At 59.7% G+C, this 15,360-nt stretch carries 13 protein-coding genes; 2 read left to right on the top strand and 11 right to left on the bottom strand.

Features of this window, described 5'->3' with window-relative positions:
• Positions 1-25: 25 nt before the first annotated feature.
• The 3 genes from MRBLRC7O_RS04250 to ilvA form a co-directional block, all read right to left on the bottom strand.
• Positions 26-1,291 carry a GGDEF domain-containing protein gene (locus MRBLRC7O_RS04250; protein WP_080866074.1) on the bottom strand — a complete coding sequence of 422 codons (1,266 nt, stop codon included), beginning with the start codon at positions 1,289-1,291 and terminating at the stop codon, positions 26-28.
• Positions 1,292-1,408: 117 nt separating this feature from the next.
• Positions 1,409-1,720 (bottom strand): HlyU family transcriptional regulator, encoded by a 312-nt coding sequence (locus MRBLRC7O_RS04245; protein WP_080866073.1) that lies wholly within the window; start codon positions 1,718-1,720, stop codon positions 1,409-1,411.
• 75 nt (positions 1,721-1,795) lie between these two features.
• The gene (ilvA, locus tag MRBLRC7O_RS04240; protein ID WP_020810789.1) at positions 1,796-3,070 is read right to left on the bottom strand and encodes a threonine ammonia-lyase; all 1,275 of its coding nucleotides are present in this window, start codon (positions 3,068-3,070) and stop codon (positions 1,796-1,798) included.
• An 80-nt stretch (positions 3,071-3,150) separates the two neighbouring features.
• On the opposite strand from ilvA, the gene MRBLRC7O_RS04235 reads away from it, so the two are divergent.
• On the top strand, positions 3,151-4,608 hold the full coding sequence (locus MRBLRC7O_RS04235) for a TrkH family potassium uptake protein (RefSeq protein ID WP_162690813.1): 1,458 nt from the start codon (positions 3,151-3,153) through the stop codon (positions 4,606-4,608).
• Positions 4,609-4,714: 106 nt separating this feature from the next.
• Entirely contained in the window at positions 4,715-4,969 is a 255-nt protein-coding gene (locus tag MRBLRC7O_RS04230; RefSeq protein WP_003502257.1) for a heavy-metal-associated domain-containing protein, read from the top strand.
• A 380-nt stretch (positions 4,970-5,349) separates the two neighbouring features.
• On the opposite strand, the gene MRBLRC7O_RS04225 is transcribed toward MRBLRC7O_RS04230, so the two are convergent.
• From MRBLRC7O_RS04225 to MRBLRC7O_RS04190, 8 genes are all read right to left on the bottom strand, one after another.
• Complete coding sequence (locus MRBLRC7O_RS04225) at positions 5,350-6,843, bottom strand: ABC transporter substrate-binding protein (protein WP_080866072.1); 1,494 nt, start codon at positions 6,841-6,843, stop codon at positions 5,350-5,352.
• 230 nt (positions 6,844-7,073) lie between these two features.
• Positions 7,074-8,084, bottom strand: a complete 1,011-nt coding sequence (locus tag MRBLRC7O_RS04220; protein WP_035212373.1) for an ABC transporter ATP-binding protein — start codon at positions 8,082-8,084, stop codon at positions 7,074-7,076.
• A 12-nt stretch (positions 8,085-8,096) separates the two neighbouring features.
• Positions 8,097-9,164: an ABC transporter ATP-binding protein gene (locus MRBLRC7O_RS04215; protein ID WP_020810786.1), complete on the bottom strand. Its 1,068-nt coding sequence runs from the start codon at positions 9,162-9,164 to the stop codon at positions 8,097-8,099.
• Positions 9,165-9,303: 139 nt separating this feature from the next.
• On the bottom strand, positions 9,304-10,209 hold the full coding sequence (locus MRBLRC7O_RS04210) for an ABC transporter permease (RefSeq protein ID WP_080866071.1): 906 nt from the start codon (positions 10,207-10,209) through the stop codon (positions 9,304-9,306).
• Entirely contained in the window at positions 10,199-11,143 is a 945-nt protein-coding gene (locus MRBLRC7O_RS04205) for an ABC transporter permease (protein ID WP_367727305.1), read from the bottom strand. Before MRBLRC7O_RS04205 ends, MRBLRC7O_RS04210 begins: the two co-directional genes overlap by 11 nt.
• 70 nt (positions 11,144-11,213) lie before the next feature.
• The gene (gene cueR / locus MRBLRC7O_RS04200; RefSeq protein WP_003502249.1) at positions 11,214-11,702 is read right to left on the bottom strand and encodes a Cu(I)-responsive transcriptional regulator; all 489 of its coding nucleotides are present in this window, start codon (positions 11,700-11,702) and stop codon (positions 11,214-11,216) included.
• A gap of 11 nt (positions 11,703-11,713) precedes the next feature.
• Positions 11,714-12,724 carry a 2Fe-2S iron-sulfur cluster-binding protein gene (locus MRBLRC7O_RS04195; protein ID WP_080866070.1) on the bottom strand — a complete coding sequence of 337 codons (1,011 nt, stop codon included), beginning with the start codon at positions 12,722-12,724 and terminating at the stop codon, positions 11,714-11,716.
• Between the two features lie 12 nt (positions 12,725-12,736).
• Positions 12,737-15,241 (bottom strand): heavy metal translocating P-type ATPase, encoded by a 2,505-nt coding sequence (locus MRBLRC7O_RS04190; protein WP_080866069.1) that lies wholly within the window; start codon positions 15,239-15,241, stop codon positions 12,737-12,739.
• Positions 15,242-15,360: the final 119 nt, after the last annotated feature.

Here is a 15,360-nt window from a genome sequence, read left to right as displayed (position 1 = left end):
AATGGAGGCTGATACCGGCAAGGTATCAGCCGACCCACATTCCGTAACGGCCGTGGACCTGATCCCGGCCGTTATTTTTTGCCGCATAGAGCCGCGAGTCGGCTTCGGAAAGAAGTTCGAGGAATACTCGCCCATCCTCCAGACCGGTCGCGACACCGATACTGACAGTCAGGGGCGTTCCGTCGGGCCGGCGCAGACCCGTCAGCACGGCGGCACGCAGACCTTCGGAAAAGGCAAGTGCGGCCTCGTGTGTCATCGCCGGAAGCAGGGCCACAAATTCCTCGCCGCCGAAACGGTAGAGATGGCCATGTGGTTGAACCGACCGCTTCATGACTGCTGCGAATTCCCGAAGAATTTCATCGCCCCGCAGATGGCCGAACGTATCGTTGACAGTCTTGAAATGGTCGATATCGACGATAAGCACGCTGATCGCCCGCCTCTTCTCGGCGCAGTCAAGCACGATGGAGGGCGCGTCGAGCTCCATGCGGGCGCGGTCCGAAACACCCGTCAGCATGTCGCGTCCGGAGCGAGATAACAGCTCTTCGTAGCGCTCACGGAAGGTCAGATCGTTGAAGACATCCGCAATGTTGCGGCGTATCAGGAAACGGCCCTTGGCCGATGTCAGCCACAGATAGATGGCGAAGAGCAGCGAATAGACCGCGACGGCCGCCATCTTCGCCTTCCAGCCATCATAAAACACATCGACCGGCGCGTTGAACAGAAGTCGCAGCGCACCGTAAAAACCCGCCTGATCGAGGCTGAGGATGACGACACCGCAGATGCCGAAACGCAGGACGATATGGCGCTGCAGATACCGCCCCAGTTTTTCATAAAACAGGATGATGGCGATGGCGTCGATGTAAAGCAGACTGGTGCCCCAGACCATCAGCACACCCATCTCGTCCAGAAAGCCGGTACTGACAGACTGCCCGGGCACGATCGCCACCGTCTGATGAAAGCGGATGATCTGGGCCATGATGACGGTCAATATGTTGCCGAGAAAAAGGCCATAGATCGGCTGGCGCACCACCGCAGCATCCTCGCGCATATAGAGCATGAGGATCATCATCAGCTTGCCGGCAAAAAGGATCGAGGAACCGGGCGACGCCACGCCGAAAGGCAGCTGCACGTAAAAGACGGCCGCCAGATAGGTTTCCAGAAAATGCATGACGCCCAGCGCGGTGAGAAAAACACCGATGCCGAGAATATGCCGGTAATGAAGGAAGGCCGTCATTACCGAAAAATAGACGATGGCCTCCGTCAAAAAGAGGGCCAGATTTGCCCATTGCATCGGCACATGCCTTATCGATTCACGTCGCGCGGGTTGATTGGCGCGACTCCATGCCCTTCAGAGACGATAGGCCGAAGCAAACAACGGAATCTTAATGTGCGGGGCAAGAAAACGTCATCATTTTCCTGGGAAAAGCGATGCGCCGTTCTGATCGATGATGAGCTTCGCTTTGCGGATCGTGAACTCCACCGCATCGTCCAGGCTGCTGAAGACATCGGCGCGCACGAATTCATGCACCAGCACCTCGTCGCCGGCCTTTTTCTCAATGCGGCCGGCCAGGCGGAACTGACCGCCTTCCTTGATCGGCGTCGCATAGATCAGATAGTCGCCATGCGCATGCGGCTCAGCCTGCGACACCTTCTGCGGCGCGTCCGAGGACGGCTGGCCGGAGCCGAAGGCCGAGAGGATTTTGGAAAAAAACGATGCCATGGCTTTCACTCCCTCAATCTATGTCACGTTTGAAGGGCGGAGGTGATCCGCCCTTCCCTGTCTTTAACTCCCCGATCAGATGATCAGGTTCGACAGGATGTCGTTTTCGGTGATGTCTTCATAACCGAGACCGGCGGCCTCGAAGCGCTCCAGCAGGCCGGCGAAATTTTCCGGCGCGTTGGTTTCGATGCCGATCAGGATCGAACCGAAATTGCGGGCCGATTTCTTCAGATATTCGAAACGGGCGATATCGTCGTCCGGACCGAGCAGGTTGAGGAAATCGCGCAGCGCGCCAGGGCGCTGCGGCAGGCGCAGGATGAAATATTTTTTCACGCCGGTGTAACGCATTGCGCGTTCCTTCACATCCGGCAGGCGCTCGAAATCGAAATTGCCGCCGGAGACCACGGCGATGACCGTCTTGCCTTCCAGCCTCTCACGACCGAGCTTCTCCAGCGCGGCGATGGAGAGCGCACCCGCAGGCTCCAGCACCACGCCTTCGAGGTTCAGCATCTCGATGATCGTCACGCAGATGGCGTTTTCCGGAATGAGCATGACCTGCTCGGCAGGGAAATCCTTCAGCGCCTTGAAGTTCAGGTCGCCGATGCGGGCGACGGCGGCGCCATCGACGAAATTGTCGACCTTGTTCAGTGTCACCGGTTCACCGCGCTCCAGGCTCTTCTTCAGGCTCGGCGCACCCTCGGGCTCGCAGAATACGAAGTTCTCCTTGCGGACGGTGCCGGCAAGAAAGCCGGTGAGGCCAGCCGAAAGACCGCCGCCACCAACAGGCATGACGACGATGTCAGGCTTCGTGCCTTCCGGAAGCTGGTCCATGATCTCGGCAGCAACCGTAGCCTGACCCTCGATGATGTCTTCATGATCGAAGGGCGGCACCATGTAGCCGTCATTATCCTGTACGTGCTGGCGGGCAGCGGCGTAACACTGGTCGAATATATCGCCCACGAGACGGATGCTGATGAATTCACCGCCGAAGATGCGGGTCTTCTCGATCTTCTGCTGCGGTGTCGTCACCGGCATGAAAACAACGCCGTGAACGCCGAAATGGCGGCAGGCGAAAGCAAAGCCCTGCGCATGGTTGCCGGCCGAGGCGCAGACGAAAATCTTGTCCTTGCCGGCCTTGGCCACCGCCTTGCGCAGAAAGTTGAATGCGCCTCTAATCTTGTAGGAACGAACCGGGGACAGATCCTCACGCTTCAGCCAAATCGACGCGCCATACCGACGGCTGAGATGTTCATTCAACTGCAGCGGCGTTTCCGGAAATATCTCCCGCACTTCCCGCCGCGCTGCTTCCACAAGCTGCTTGTCCACGATAGTCAATCCATTGAAATTCATAATGGCACCCGCTATGCCATAGGAAGGCGTCCGAGACAAAGACTCATTTCAGCGCGGCAACGAACTCCGGGTTTCATTTCTTGAACAGCAACCTTCTGCGCTCGGTCATATATGTGGCGTCCATCTTCGGGCTCTACCTTGCGACGGCCATGTTTCTGCCGGCACTGACCGATCTTTATTACGGCAATGATGACTGGATGGTGTTTGCGCTTTCGGGTTTCATGTGCGGCGGCTTTGCACTTGCATGCGCGCTCGCGACCCGCGGACCGATCACCTCCTTCAACAAACGTTTCGGCTTTCTGCTCGTCAACCTGCTCTGGCTGGTGTTTTCCATCATCGGCGCGGTTCCGCTTTATCTGTCGGAACTCGACCTGACGCCCGGTCAGGCGATCTTCGAATCCGTTTCGGCCATCACCACGACAGGATCGACGGCCATATCCGGCCTCGACAACGCGCCGCAGGGCATCCTTCTGTGGCGATCCCTGCTCTGCTGGCTCGGCGGCATCGGTATCGTCGCCCTCGGTCTCTTCATCCTGCCCCTGCTCCGCGTCGGCGGCATGACCTTCTTTCGCATGGAATCTTCCGATACCGGCAACGACCGGCCCTTCGCGCGTCTGGCGAGCTTCACACGGGCTTTCGTGGCGATCTACATCATCATGACAATCGCCTGCACGGTGGCCTTCGATTTTGCCGGCATGTCGCATTTCGATGCGCTGAACCACGCCATGTCGACCGTCGCGACCGGCGGGTTTTCGACCCATGACGCCTCCTTCGCCTATTTCAATAATACCGCTCTGCTGTGGATCGCCACGATCTTCCTGATATTCGGCAGCCTGCCCTTTTCGGTGATGATCCTGCTTGCCGTCCGCCGCCGGCTGGAGACGCTGCGCGACCCGCAGATCGCCGTCTTCCTCGGTTATCTCTGCGCGATCTCCATTGCGGTGGGCGTCTATCATCACCTTAGAAACGGTGTACCGCTGGACGACGCGCTCAGCCATTCCTTCTTCAACATGACCTCTATCCTGTCGACCGGCGGTTTTGCCAGCGACGACTATACGCTCTGGGGGCCGTTCGTTGTTGTCGTTGCCTTTTTCGCGACCTTCATGGGCGGCTGCTCCGGCTCGACGGCGGGCGGCATCAAGGCCTATCGTTTCCTCATCATCTTCAATGTGGCGCGCGCGGGCCTCAAGAAGCTGATCTATCCGAACGCCGTCTATTCGGTGCGCTACGGCCAGCAGGTGGTCGATCCGGAAACCATCCGCACTATCTTCCTGTTCATCAGCTGTTTCATCGCGCTGTGGATCGCCGGCAGCCTTGCCATGAGCCTGATGGGTTATGATTTCCTCACCGCCACATCGGGTGTTGCGACGGCGCTTGCCAATGTCGGACCCGGCATCGGCCCGATCATCGGGCCTGTCGGCAATTTCTCCACAATCAGCGACCCGGCGCTCTATCTCCTGTCGGTCCTGATGCTGCTCGGGCGTCTGGAAATCCTGACGGTTCTGGTGCTGCTGATGCCGATCTTCTGGCGCAGCTGATCCGGCGATACACATGTTGCGCATGCGCGAATAAAGCGCTTGACCTTCCCACGTTGGAATAGTCCAGGCTCCTCCCGTTAGAATTCCAAACCATGGAGAACCGCCTATGTGCACCGCCCATCAGCATCACCCCGAAACCACTGCCGCACCCGTCGATGCCGACCTTTCTTTCCACGTTGAAGACATGACCTGCGGTCACTGCGCCGGTGTGATCAAGGGCGCAATCGAAAAGACCGTTCCCGGCGCTGCCGTGCATGCCGATCCGGCAAGCCGCACGGTCGTGGTTGGCGGCGTCTCCGATGCAGCGCGTATTGCCGAAATCATCACCGCCGCTGGCTATACGCCGGAAGCACGCGCCTGATCCGAAGAGATACCGGCGGCGCTTCCATCCTGCCGCCGCCGGGTCGCCCCGCCTGCCCCGCTTCGCGCTGAACCTGCGTGACAGCCGTCGGACGAGATCAAGCTTCGTCCTTCCACACCTCCCGAACAGATATCTCTACCGAAGCCGGCGGCGAAGGCTTCACACCTCTCGCGTCATCCTCGGGACAAGCCCGAGGATGACGCCGGAGTGTTTGGCGTAGCTCGTCATTCCAAATCAATGTCACGCACATTGTCCAGAAATTTGGCCCGGACGGCAGTGGGCCTGATCCGGCATCCAGCCCCGGCGTGGCGGCACCATATCGGCAATATGGCCCGGCTCTTGCGAGCCGGGCCATACCTCGTCAGCAATGTCATGTCGGCTTATTTCACCGCCAGATCCTTGGTCATGATGAAGTAGTTGATCGGATGCGGCTTGAAGTTTTCGACCTTGTCCGAATAGGCATCGAAAGCGGTCTCGTGGATGAGGTAGACGGTGACGGCTTCGTCGTAAACCCTCTTCGCCGCCTCGGCATAGATGGCGTAACGCTTGGCCGGCTCAGCCGCCACATAGGCTGATTTGATCAGCTTGTCCGTCTCCTCACTGCAATAATGCGAGATGTTGTAGCCGCCTCCGCAGGTGTAGTCGGCGTTGAGGAAACCGATCGGTTCTGCAACATCAGTGGCATAACCGCGTGACAGAAGAACCATGTCGAAATTGCCGGCCAGGAGATCTGGCTCGATCGCAGTGTAATCGGCAACGCGCACATCGACCTTGATGCCGATTTCCTGCAACTGGGCCTGGATAACGGCGGCAACATCCTTGAGTTCGGTTCTTTCAGTGTAGGCCAGAAGCGTCAGCTTCAGGCTGCCGGGAGCAATTCCCGCCTCTTTCAGCAGAGCCTTTGCCTTCTCTACGTCATAAGCGGGCGTGACGTCTTGCGGCGCCCACGGCTCTCCGGGTGCGAAGGGCATCGTTGCGGGCTTTACCACGCCTTCATAGATGCTGTCGGCAATACCGGCGGTGTCGATGGCAGCCCGGATCGCCTGCCGAACCTTGATATCCTTGAACGGCGGCTTCGAATTATTGAGCAGCATTTCGGTAATCCGGGGCACGGTAATCGGCGCAACCTTCACACCCTTCGTCGCTTCAATGGTCTTTACCGCCCAGGGTGGGATCACGCGCGAAATCTGCACTTCACCGCTTCTTATCTGGGTGGCGCGCGTATCGGCATCCGGGATAAAGTTCACGCGGCCGCCCGAGAGCTTCGGCATACCGTTCCAATAGTCATGGTTCGCGGTCAGCTCCATATATTGGTTGGCATCGACCTTGGTGATCTTGAATGGCCCGGTGCAGGTTCCGATCGGATCGACCTTGCCATCCTTATAGGCGGATGGCGCGAGGATCGAAGTCGCCGGGCTTGCCATTTGCGCCGGCAGCAGCACCGATGGCTCGATGGTCGTGATCTTCACGATATCGTCGCCACCAGCATCGACGGCAGCGATCAGCTTGGGCGAAAAGGCCCGAGCCGGAACGGGCGCCTTGAGAAGATTGGTGAGTGCATTGACTGCGGCCGCAGCGTTAAGCGGCTCGCCGTTCTGGAACTTCACGCCCTTGCGCAGCTTGAATTCCCAGACCTTCGGCGAGGTCTGTGTCCAGGATTCGGCCAGCCCCGGCTCCAGTGCGGTGTCATAGCCGACGCGGACCAGGCTTTCGAAACACCCCGCGCGCGAACCGAGATAGGCATCGTCGGAAGCCATCTGCCAGCCGGTCTTGACGCCGGTATAATCGTCATAGGTGATCGTTCCGGCTGTCGCCGCCTGCGTCCCAAACGAGACCACAACGGCGCACGTCGCCAAAAGTGCGTGCTTCATCATAGAAGATTCCCCTTTTATTTTTGATGACAACGCTCACAATTCGTACATTTTCTCGAAATTTCACTCAATAATTACGAAGACAACAATAATACTCTATGGATATCTCTCGATTATCCATTCGAATATTATCTATTTTATGTTTTATACTCGGAATTTTATTCCGATATTAATTCGCAAACACACGATTCATCTGTTTTTACAGCCACAGAAAACTGTAACTGCGTTGTCCTTCAGCCCAATTCCCGCCAGCGATGGCAGCGGGCAAAATGCTCGCCGGAAACGCCTTCCAGAACGGGTTCCACCTCGCCGCATATCTCGGTCGCATATTTGCAGCGGGTATGGAATTTGCATCCATCAGGAGGATTGAGAGGGCTCGGCAAATCGCCGTCAAGAAGCATTTCCGGTGCATATAACCCCGTCTCGTCCAGCATCGACGATGCTATGAGAGCCTTGGTGTAGGGATGCTTCGGCGCCCGGAAAAGCTCCTCCCGGTCAGCGATTTCAACAACGCGCCCGAGATACATCACCGCGATGCGATCGCAGAGATAACGCACCACGCGCAGATCGTGGGAAATCATCAGAACCGTCAAACCGTGACGGCGCTTCATGTCCATCAGAAGGTTCAGTATCTGCGTCCGCATCGAGGCATCGAGCGCCGATGTCGGCTCGTCGCAGACGAGGAAGCTCGGATTGAGAAGCAGCGCACGGCCGATGACGACGCGCTGCAACTGGCCGCCGGAACACTGGCTCGGATAGCGATCATAAAAAGAGCCGTCGAGACCGACCTCTTCCAGCATCCGGAAAACCCGCGCCGTACGTTCCTCGCGGGTGCCGATGCCATGCTGGGCAAGCGGCGCTTCCATGCTCTGGCCGATACGCATGCGCGGATCGAGTGCCGAATAAGGGTCCTGAAACACCAGCTGCACCACCCGGCGCATGCGCCGCAGCGCCTCGCCCTGCATGTGCAGCATATCGTTCTGCCCGATGCTGACCTCGCCTTTGGTTGCGTGGGTCAGCCGCGTGATCAGCCCGGCAACCGTGCTTTTGCCGCATCCGGATTCACCAACGAGGCCCAGCACTTCCCCCTCGCCGATCGTCAGGGAAACATCGTCGACGGATTTCACCACACGGTGACCAAAGCCCGATATGGGATAATATTTGCAGAGGTTCTTCGCGACCACAAAGGGCCGGCTCCTGTTTTCCGCCGGTGACGGGGTCTGTGTCGTCGCTGTCGATAACATTGTCGCCCTCCCTCAGCAGACCGTGTGGCTGGCATGATCATGAGCGGCATGATCGTGACCGACCGCCCAGCACCGCGCCTTGCGTCCTTCGGGCAAGGCATTCAGATCCGGTTCCGACGCCATGCAGCGGCCGCCCATGCCTGCCGAGTTGGCAAGCGTGCAGCGCGGATGAAACCGGCAGCCGCAGGACATGTCATGGGCCTGCGCGCTCGAACCGGGGATCGTCAGCAATTGCCCCTCGCTGTCGGTGGTCAGGAGTGAACAGCTGATGAGCGCCTTGGTATAGGGGTGCTGCGGCGCCTTGAGGATCGCCTGGGTCGGCCCCTCCTCGACGATACGGCCGGCATACATGACCGCAATCCGGTCCGCGAAAGCGGCGACGACCGAGAGGTCATGGGTGATGAGCAACGTGGCAAGCCGGCGCTTGCGGCGTTCGTCATCAAGCAGGCGGAGTATCTGTGCCTGAACGGTGACATCGAGCGCCGTCGTCGGTTCGTCGGCGATCAGAAGCTGCGGATTGCCTGACAGTGCGGCGGCAATCATGACACGTTGCGCCATGCCGCCGGAAAGCTCGTGCGCAAAGCATTGCGCCCGTGCTGAGGGATCGGGAATGCCGACATCGGACAGGAGGCCGACGACCCGGTCGAGAGCCGCGTGCCGGCTCATTTTACGGTGTATCCAGAGCGGCTCGGCAACCTGCGTCCTCACCCGGCTGGTCGGGTCGAGCATGGCCTGCGGCTGCTGGAACAGCATGCTGATATCGGCACCGCGCAGCGCGTCGAGTTCTGAGGATGAAAGAGCGAGAATATCGCGCCCGGCAAAGGAAATGCGGCCGGAATTGATTTCCGCGCCCTGCGGCAAAAGTCGCATCAGCGACAGCGCCGTCATGCTCTTGCCTGACCCGGATTCGCCGACGAGAGCGACGACTTCGCCGGCGTTGACGGAAAGCGTCAGGCCCGAAATAACAAACTTGCGGCCGTTTTGCGCCGGCACAGAAACGTGCAGATCCTCGATCTCCAGAAGCGGTGCGCATTCGGGAGACATGGCCGTCTTGGCAAGCGTTTGTCCTTCGATATTCATAAGAGTTCCCCTTATTTTTATTGAATCGGAGGCATTCACGAATTTTCATGCGGCTTCAGACGATATTACTCTCCTTCCTGTTCCGTTGCGTCACGTATGTTTGACAATCGTCAAATCCGTCATTGCCCGCCCGCAGGCGTCAATGACCGTTGGTTTTCTTTGTTTCCAGATTGAGGCCATGGCCGATCCACGTCACGCTGAGCGCTGCAAGGAAGATCGCCAGACCCGGTGCGATGACGAGGACGGGCATCCGCTCCGCATAGGCCTGCGCGTCGGCCAGCATCAGCGCCCAGTCTGCGGCCGGCGGCTGTACGCCAAGGCCCAGAAATGACAATCCGCCCACCGTGATCAGCTTGTGGCCAAAGCGCAGGAACGCCACGGCCGCAATCGGCCAGATCGTGTTGGGAATGATATGCCGGAAGATGATGAAGCGCCGTGTGCAGCCGAGCACCTCGGCGGCACGGATATATTCACGCGAATTGATCGAGAGCGTCAGCCCCCGCGCCAGCCGCGCAAAAGGTGTCCAGCCGACGATGGTCAGCGACGCGATCAGCGTTCCGTATCCCGGGCCGAAGATGGCCACGAGGAAAATCGCGATCACGACGTCAGGTATGGCGATGAGCAGGTCCACGATGCGCATCAGCACCTCGTCGAGGATGCCGCGGCTGCGGCCGCTGATGATGCCGATGAAGGTCCCGATCACGACAGAAAGAATGACGGTGATGGCGGCAATGGTGACCGTGAAGCGGCCGCCGATCAGCAGCCGGCTGAGCACATCGCGGCCCAGGTGGTCCGTTCCCAGCCAGTAGAGGGCGCTTGGCGCATTCAACCGCAGACGCAGATTCTGCTTTGCCGGATCATAGGGTGAAATCCACGGCGCGATCACCAGCAGCAGGATGATGACGAGAAAAATCGCCGCTCCCGCATAGAAGGTCCAGTGCCGGCAGCGGATGAAATCCGTGAAGCGGGACAGGATCGAGGGGCGCTTGGGCATGGTCATTGGCATGGCAGCGGCTGGCGCGCTCGGAAAGAGGCTAGTGGTCATGGTGACCTCGCATTGCTGGATTGATCAGGACATAGAAGCTGTCGGCCAGGGTATTGACCAGGATGGACAGGGCCACGATGCAGATGAAACCACCCTGCAGCATCGGGATGTCGCGATTGACGACGGCGTCGTAGAGAAGCCGGCCCATGCCGGGAATGGCGAAGATCACTTCCACGACCACCGATCCGCCAAGCAGGCCCGCAAGCCACAGGGCGAAGAAAGTAACCACCGGCAGCGAACCGTTGCGGATGCCGTGGCGCATCACCGTGCCATGCATGCCAAGGCCGCGGCTGCGCGCCGCCGTGATATAGGGCGCGCGCAAAACCTCGGCCATGGCGGCGCGCGTCACCTGCGTGAAATAGGCGAGCGGCCGCAGCGTCAGGGTCAGCGCAGGAAGCACCAGCGAGCGCCAGCTATCCCATCCCGCCGACGGCAACCAGCCGAGATAGAGCGCAAAGACCAGTGCCGACATGGGCGCGAACCAGTATTCCGGCGTTGCGACGAAGGTCTGGATCATCAGCGTCGCGAAATTGTCCAGCCGCCCACCCGGACGCATCGCCGCCAGCGTGCCGAGCGGCAGGGCGACGGCGATCGCGAACGCCAGCGCCGTCAGCGCCAGCGTCACCGACACCCAGAGCGACCGCATAAGCTCGGCAGCCACAGGCTGGCTGCTGGTAAAAGAAAACCCAAGGTCGCCACGCAACGCATTCGACAGCCATGCGAAATATTGCACGTAAAGCGGCCGGTCGAGCCTGAGACTGGCCCGGAGCGCCTCCACTGCATGTGGATCAAGTGCCGTATCGCGCATGCGTGAAAACAGGATGGTGCGGGCCGGATCACCGCCCGCCATATAGGGCAGAAGAAACGCGATGACGGAAACGATCGCCAGCATCAGGCACAGAATAAAGAAGCGCTGTATTATCTGTATCCACATGGCCCTGTCTCCTTCACAGCAATTGGCATTTCCACTGCAATCGACGCTCGCCCCCAAAGGGAAAAGCCGCTTATTTCGCCAGGCGATGTAAATCCATCACCGGCCCGGACGTACCCTTCAGCATGCCGGACCGCTTGGGCACGACAGCCACCGGTGCAAAATCGACATTTTCGGAATGGGCCAGATCCTGAATGATCGGGCACTCCGGCTCACCATTGTCGGGGCAATAGGTTGCAAGGTTTCGAAGCGTGTCTGCCATCTCCCGAAGCGTGTGCATCTTCGCTTCCAGATCGACGACATGTTCCATGACGATGCGTTTGACATCGCAGGAGGCGCCACCCGGATCGCGCCACAGGGTCATGAGCTGCCTGATCTTTTCGATGGAAAAACCGAGATCGCGTCCGCGGCGGATGAAGCGCAGCGTTTCCAGATCATTGGCCGTATAGACCCGGTATCCGGAATCCGTGCGGTTTGCCGATTTGATCAGGCCGATCATCTCGTAATGCCTGATCATCTTTGCAGAAACACCGGAGGCGGTGGCGGCTGTGCCAATGTTCATCGATCCTGCTCCTATCTTTCCGGGGTGAAAAATACGTCTGCATGAATGTCGGCGGTGCGCATGCCGCGCGCCAGAAGCTGCGGCACCGTCGCCTCGATCATGGCCGGCGGTCCGGCAATATAGGCTTTCCAGCCATCGAGATCGTCGAAATCATCCGCCACCGCCGCACCGACATAACCGCACCTGATATCGGCATGGTCTTCATGCGAGAGAACCGGAACGAAGCTCAGATTGCCATGCCGCGCGGCAAGATCTCCGAAGCGGTCGAGCATATAGAGATCACGCTGAGCGCGCGCGCCGAAATAGACATGAACCGGGCGTTCACGGCCCGTTGCAAGTGCTGCCTCGACAACCGCCTTGACGGGGGCAAGCCCCGACCCGCCGGCAATGCCGAGGATGGGCCCACAATGTTTTTCCCGCAGGAACGAAGAACCGAAAGGCCCCACGATCGTCACGGGGTCACCAGCCCTGGCGAGCGAAAAGATGCGGCCGCTCGTCATGCCGCCGGGAACGTGCCGGATGTGAAATTCGATCAATTCCTCATCCACCCGACTGGCGATGGAATAATCACGCGGCGAACAGTCCGTATAAAGCAGGCGCACATATTGTCCGGGCTTGAAGGCAAACTGCCCGCGCTCGTCGAGCCGGATACGGATGAGCTTGATATCATGTGTCGCATCCACCACTTCCGCCACCACGCCCTCAAAGCGGCCGGTCGGAATATCGGCGATCTCATCCGCCCCATCGAGCCAGCTGATCGTCATGTCGCTTAACGGCATGGCCCGGCAGGCGAGCGTCAGACCATCCGCCTTTTCCTCTTCGGTCAAGGAGAAGGGCGTATGCTTGAGAAGATCGATCTTGCCGGAAATGAGATGCGATTTGCAGGCCCCGCAGCGGCCCATGCGACAGCCATGCGGATAGGTGACGCCAGCGGCCAACGCGGCCTGAAGCACGGTTTCACCCTGCGCCGCCATGATGCTGCGCCCGATCTGCGGCAGATAGATTGTGTTGCCAGGCGTCATCACATCCGCCTCCTATTCGGCCGCTGCGAGCTGCATGCCCGCCGGTCTGTCCACCAGCGGTGCACGGAAGCTTTTCAGGCGCAGCGCGTTCGTCAATACGAAGACGCTGGAAAGCGCCATGGCTCCGGCAGCAAGGACAGGCGACAGCAGAACGCCGTTGACAGGATACAATATTCCAGCCGCCACCGGAACGAGTGCAGCGTTGTAAGCGAAGGCCCAGAACAGATTCTGGCCGATATTGCGGATGGTCGCCTTGGAGAGCGCGATGGCGTTGGCAACGCCGCGCAGATCGCCAGACATCAAGACCACATCGGCACTTTCAATCGCGACATCCGTACCCGTGCCGATGGCAAGCCCGACATCGGCCGCAGCAAGCGCCGGTGCATCATTGATCCCATCCCCGACAAAGGCGACACGTCGCCCGCCGGCAGCAAGCCTTTTGACGGCCTCGACCTTGCCGTCGGGCAGCACTTCCGCCACCACCTCATCAATACCGAGACGGCGGGCTATAGCTTCGGCAGTGCGGCGATTGTCACCGGTGATCATCGTGACCTTGAGGCCCAGCGCATGCAGCGCCGCAATCGCCTCCGGGGTCGTCTGCTTGATCGGATCGGCAACGGCGATGATCGCGGCCAGCCTGCCATCGACGGCGGCATAAAGCGGCGACTGCCCTTCCCTGCCCAGCCTTTCGGCATCATCGGCAAACATCGCGACGTCATAGCCGAGCTTCGTCATGAACCGGTCTGCGCCCGCTTCGACCCTGCGGCCGTCAACCATGGCTGCAACACCAAAACCGGGGGTCGCTTCGAAACCTTCCGCATTGGCAAGCGTCAGGCCGCCATGTTTCGCCGCCTCGACGATCGCTTCGGCAATCGGATGTTCGGAATGGTTCTCCAGCGAGGCGACGAGGCGAAGCACCTCATCCGCATCGAAGCCCTGCGTCGTGGTGAAATGCACCAGCTTCGGCTTGCCGAGCGTCAGGGTGCCGGTCTTGTCAACGGCAATCACGTCGGCATCGCGCAGCGTCTGAAGCGCATCGCCGCGGCGGAACAGCACGCCCATCTCGGCGGCGCGGCCGGTGCCGACCATGATCGAGGTCGGCGTGGCAAGACCCATGGCGCAGGGACAGGCGATGATAAGAACCGCAACCGCGTTGACGAGCGCGAAGGTCAAGGCCGGATCAGGCCCAAAGATGAACCAGACGGTGAAGGTGGCGAGTGCGGCCAGCATGACGGCCGGTACGAACCAGTTGGTGACCTTGTCGACCAGCGCCTGAATGGGCAGCTTGTCGGCCTGCGCCTCCTCCACCATGCGGATGATCTGGGCGATCAGCGTATCGGCGCCCACCTTGGTGGCGCGGAAGGTGAAGGAGCCATTGCGGTTCACCGTACCGCCGACAACCTCGGAACCCGTCGCCTTGGTGACCGGGACCGGCTCGCCAGTGATCATCGATTCATCGACATAAGAAGAACCGCTGAGAACCAGCCCATCGACCGGCACTTTCTCGCCGGGGCGAACGACGATCACATCGCCGGTGCGCACATCCTGCAACGGCACATCAACGGTTTCGCCATCGCGCAGCACGCGGGCGGACTTCGCCTGCAGGCCGACAAGCCGCTTTATCGCCTCGCTGGTGCGGCCTTTGGCGCGCGCTTCGAGGAATCGGCCGAGAAGGATGAGCGTGACGATAACCGCCGCCGCCTCATAATAGACATTGGCCGTGCCACGCGGCAGGATTTCGGGCAGGAAGGTTGCCACCACCGAAAATCCCCAGGCGGCTGCGGTGCCAAGTACGACGAGCGAATTCATATCCGGCGCCAGCCGCAGCAGTGCAGGTATGCCCTTTTTGAAAAAGCGAAGGCCGGGCCCGAACAGGACCAGTGTCGTCAACACGAATTGCAGATACCAGCTTTCCTGCATGCCAACCGTTTCCATCACGAATTCATGGATGGCGGGCACCAGATGCGAACCCATCTCCAGCACGAAGACTGGCAACGTCAGTGCAGCGGCCACGGCAAGGCTGATTTTCAGGCCGCGCAGTTCCGTAGCGCGTCTATCCTGCTCCACATCACCGGCCTTGTCGGCGATGATTTCGCTCGCCGTATAGCCCGCCCGCTTCATCGCCTCCGCCAGGGTGGCGGCAGAGGCGGCATTGCCGGCAACGCGAATGGTGGCACGCTCGGTCGCCAGATTGACGGTCGCATCGGAAACACCGGAAACAGCCTTCAGCGCCTTTTCAACACGACCGACGCAGGAGGCGCAGGTCATACCCTCGATATCGAGTTCGATGGTTTTTTCTTCGACGCCATACCCAGCATTCCGGACCGCCGCGATCACGGCCGGCACGTCGGGCGATCCGGAAAAGGAGATATCAGCGCGTTCCGTCGCGAGATTGACCGAGGCCTTCAGAACGCCCGGCACCTTGGCAATCGCCTTTTCCACGCGGCCGACACAGGAGGCGCATGTCATGCCATCGATCGCAATCTGGTGACTCGCCCGGATCTCCATTTGTGACATGCGTACGACCCCTCTTTTCTTGTGTTAAAAAAAAGATAGGGCTTCCCATCGTGGCAAGGTCAATAGGTTCTTTTGGGTGATTTTCGAAGAAATATGCCGCTTGCTTGAGCAGGATTATT

This window comes from Agrobacterium radiobacter, assembly GCF_040801995.1.
Taxonomy (GTDB): Bacteria; Pseudomonadota; Alphaproteobacteria; order Rhizobiales; family Rhizobiaceae; genus Agrobacterium; species Agrobacterium radiobacter.
Note: the sequence above shows the minus strand (reverse complement) of the source record. Positions and strands in the feature narration are given on the sequence as shown.

Coding starts and splice junctions, on each gene's coding strand:
- MRBLRC7O_RS04250 (WP_080866074.1), bottom strand. CDS start 1,291: ATGCAATGGGCAAATCTGGCCCTCTTTTTGACGGAGGCCATCGTCTAT.
- MRBLRC7O_RS04245 (WP_080866073.1), bottom strand. CDS start 1,720: ATGGCATCGTTTTTTTCCAAAATCCTCTCGGCCTTCGGCTCCGGCCAG.
- ilvA (WP_020810789.1), bottom strand. CDS start 3,070: ATGAATTTCAATGGATTGACTATCGTGGACAAGCAGCTTGTGGAAGCA.
- MRBLRC7O_RS04230 (WP_003502257.1), top strand. CDS start 4,715: ATGTGCACCGCCCATCAGCATCACCCCGAAACCACTGCCGCACCCGTC.
- MRBLRC7O_RS04225 (WP_080866072.1), bottom strand. CDS start 6,843: ATGATGAAGCACGCACTTTTGGCGACGTGCGCCGTTGTGGTCTCGTTT.
- MRBLRC7O_RS04220 (WP_035212373.1), bottom strand. CDS start 8,084: ATGTTATCGACAGCGACGACACAGACCCCGTCACCGGCGGAAAACAGG.
- MRBLRC7O_RS04215 (WP_020810786.1), bottom strand. CDS start 9,164: ATGAATATCGAAGGACAAACGCTTGCCAAGACGGCCATGTCTCCCGAA.
- MRBLRC7O_RS04210 (WP_080866071.1), bottom strand. CDS start 10,209: ATGACCACTAGCCTCTTTCCGAGCGCGCCAGCCGCTGCCATGCCAATG.
- MRBLRC7O_RS04205 (WP_367727305.1), bottom strand. CDS start 11,143: ATGTGGATACAGATAATACAGCGCTTCTTTATTCTGTGCCTGATGCTG.
- cueR (WP_003502249.1), bottom strand. CDS start 11,702: ATGAACATTGGCACAGCCGCCACCGCCTCCGGTGTTTCTGCAAAGATG.
- MRBLRC7O_RS04195 (WP_080866070.1), bottom strand. CDS start 12,724: ATGACGCCTGGCAACACAATCTATCTGCCGCAGATCGGGCGCAGCATC.
- MRBLRC7O_RS04190 (WP_080866069.1), bottom strand. CDS start 15,241: ATGTCACAAATGGAGATCCGGGCGAGTCACCAGATTGCGATCGATGGC.